The sequence below is a fragment of the Gemmatimonadales bacterium genome, assembly GCA_030697825.1.
Classification (GTDB): domain Bacteria; phylum Gemmatimonadota; class Gemmatimonadetes; order Gemmatimonadales; family JACORV01; genus JACORV01.
Genome location: JAUYOW010000075.1, coordinates 1 through 2,569 on the forward strand (window position 1 = coordinate 1; position 2,569 = coordinate 2,569).

General features: G+C 70.3%; 3 protein-coding genes. All 3 read right to left on the reverse strand.

What is annotated here, in order from left to right; translation table 11 throughout:
- Window positions 1-73 precede the first annotated feature (73 nt).
- Window positions 74-1,540: an ammonia-forming cytochrome c nitrite reductase subunit c552 gene (locus Q8Q85_03895; protein MDP3773386.1), complete on the reverse strand. Its 1,467-nt coding sequence runs from the start codon at window positions 1,538-1,540 to the stop codon at window positions 74-76.
- Window positions 1,537-2,007, reverse strand: coding sequence for a cytochrome c nitrite reductase small subunit (gene nrfH, locus Q8Q85_03900; protein ID MDP3773387.1), 471 nt, complete (start codon window positions 2,005-2,007; stop codon window positions 1,537-1,539). The genes Q8Q85_03895 and nrfH overlap by 4 nt, the downstream gene beginning before the upstream one ends.
- Before the next feature lie 228 nt (window positions 2,008-2,235).
- The coding region (locus Q8Q85_03905; protein ID MDP3773388.1) for a hypothetical protein at window positions 2,236-2,569 on the reverse strand (334 nt) is incomplete at its 5' end.

Here is a 2,569-nt window from a genome sequence, read left to right on the forward strand (position 1 = left end):
ACACCGCAATCGAAACCATGACACGCTCACCTGCCGAGCGGCCGCGGTCCAGCGGTCCCGCTTGGCGCGAAAGCTATCGCCGCTGGGCCGCTGCCGGGGGCGGGGGCGGGGGCGGGGGCGCGCGCTGGGCCGCCACCTCGGCGGCGGTCAATCCGGACGGCCGAAACCCCGAATCCCTCAAGGCGATCTGGCCCTGGCGCGCATAGTTCATGGATTCGCCGAGGATCCGCGCCGATTCTCCCGGCGCGTGGAAACCGGTCGAGTTCTCAGCCTCGACAAAGTCGAGCATGAACTGGGCCCGGCGCTGGAGGGCGCGCGGGGTGGCCAGATCGGCGTCGGTGCGGCCGGAGGCACGGGCGGCGCGAAGGTCGGCTATCAAGCCGACCAGCGCGTCCATAGCCTGGTTGCGCAGGCGAAAAGTGCGCTCCTGGATGGCTTCCACCCGCGCGCGCAGCTCTTCCTCCGGGAAACGATGGCAGGTCTGGCAGGCGCGACTGATGTTGAGCAGCGGGCTGCGGACGTGATGATCCGAGATCTTCTGGGCCCCCACCCGCATGTAGGGCATGTGACAGTCGGCGCAGGCTACTCCCGAGCGCGCGTGGATGCCCTGGTTCCACAGCTCGAACTCGGGGTGCTGGGCCTTCAGCACCTGTGCGCCGGACTCCGCGTGCACCCAGTCGCGGTGGCCGACGGAGTCGTAGTAAGAGATGATGCTGTCCACCACGAGGCCGCGCGCCCACGGGTAGACGAGGCGCTTCTCCGGACCGCGGAAGTAGTACTCCACGTGGCACTGCCCGCAGACGAAAGTTCGCATCTCCTGCCGGGTGGCCGCGGTGTTGACGTCGTAGTCCCTCACCCCGCGCGACGCCATCAGCGCGCGCATCCCCTCGATGAACGCCGGCCGGGTGATCCGAAGCTGCATGGTAGCCGGCTCGTGACAGTCGATGCACGCTACCGGGTGAGTGACGTGCCGGCGCGCTTCCAGGTACGGCATCTGGTTCATCCGGTCGAAGCCGGCGAACAGGTCTCCGCCGCCCAGCCGACGGTACGGCATCACGATCGACGCGTGGCACTGGAGGCAGGTCCCCGGCTGCCTGACGACCTGCTGGCGCTGGGTGAACGACTGGTCATCCAGCATGAAGGCGTGGCCGCGCTCCTCCCGGAAGTCCACCGCGAAGGCGTACCCCGCCCACATGGTGCGCAGGCGCGGGTCCTGGTCGAGCCGCGACTGCGACACGACGGACCTGGGGTCGACCGCGGTGGGCACGCGCGGCATCGCCTCGCTCCCGCCGAAGCGGGTGCGCACTTGGTCCACCGTCCGCTTGTAGGCGTCGTACTGGAGCGGGAAGTTCTCACCCCATATGGCGGGATCCTCGGTGCTGTCGGTCAGCGCGACGACCCGGAAGAAGGGGTTCCGCGCCTCCTGTTTGCGCTCGAAGATGTTGATGAGCAGCGCGGCGCCGCCGGCCGCGGCGCCTGCCGCCACCAGCGCGATGAGGACCCAAGGCGCGACCCGGCCGCGCTCGCCCAGCCGCGTCACAGGTGACCGACCGTACGGTGACAGTTGATGCACGAGATCTCCCTCTCCGGACTGTGCGGACCCTCGATCGCGACGACGATGTCCTGATGGCATTCGCGGCAGCGGCGCTCGGTGACGGCCCGGTTCCGCGGCTTGATGCGGAGCGGCTCGGGGAACCGGCCCGACGTGAAGGCGAAAGAGTGCCAGAAGCCGTTGGAAGCCTTGGTGACGTACTTGCCGACGAAGTTGGATGGCGTGTGGCAGTCGTTGCAGGCGGCGACCGCGCGGTGGCTGGCCTTGAGCCATCCCGCGTATTGCTCGCCCATGATGTGGCAGTTGGCGCACGCGGCGGGATCGTGGCCGAGGTACGAGGCGCCCTTGGCGTATACGAAAGTGTAGCCGCCGGTGCCCACGGCGAGACCGAAGGTGCCGGCCAACGCCAGTTTCGCGGTCGTGCTGCCGGCGATCCGCCGCAAGAGCTCGATCATCTCCGCGGTCAATCTACGACGGGGCGGCGTGGCGGCAACCGGCCCGTCGGTATCGCTCCTCAGCGCCGCGCTGGCTCGCGCGCGACACCAGCGAGCGCACGGTACGACAGCAGGCGCTCGCGGTCTATCGAAAGGCGGATGTCGGCGGGCGGGCGGAGTTGTCGGCGTTCTTCCTCGAGGGACTGTTCCCCCCGGGCCCCGGCGCGGCGGGCGTCCCGTAGCGGGACCCTAGTGCGCGGCTGCGGCCAGCTGCTGCACGACCGTGGCCGCGAGCACCCGCACCATCTGCGCGAAGATCTTGGCGACATCCTGGGCCGCCAGGCCCACCAACACCGCCCGTCGGCCCACGGGCAGCGCGAAGCGGCTGGTGAGCGCCTGCGCCGCGTTCACCGCCTGCTGCGCCGTGTCCGCCGCGCTCACTAGCGCGATGCCCAGGCGCGCTTCGTACGCTTGCGCCGGCCGGCCGCCCTCTTGCGCGGGCGCGGGCGGGAGGAACCGCGCGACGACCCGCGCGTAGAGCGCCGGCTCGGCGTTCTCGGCGGAGAGGAGGCGCGCGGCGGCC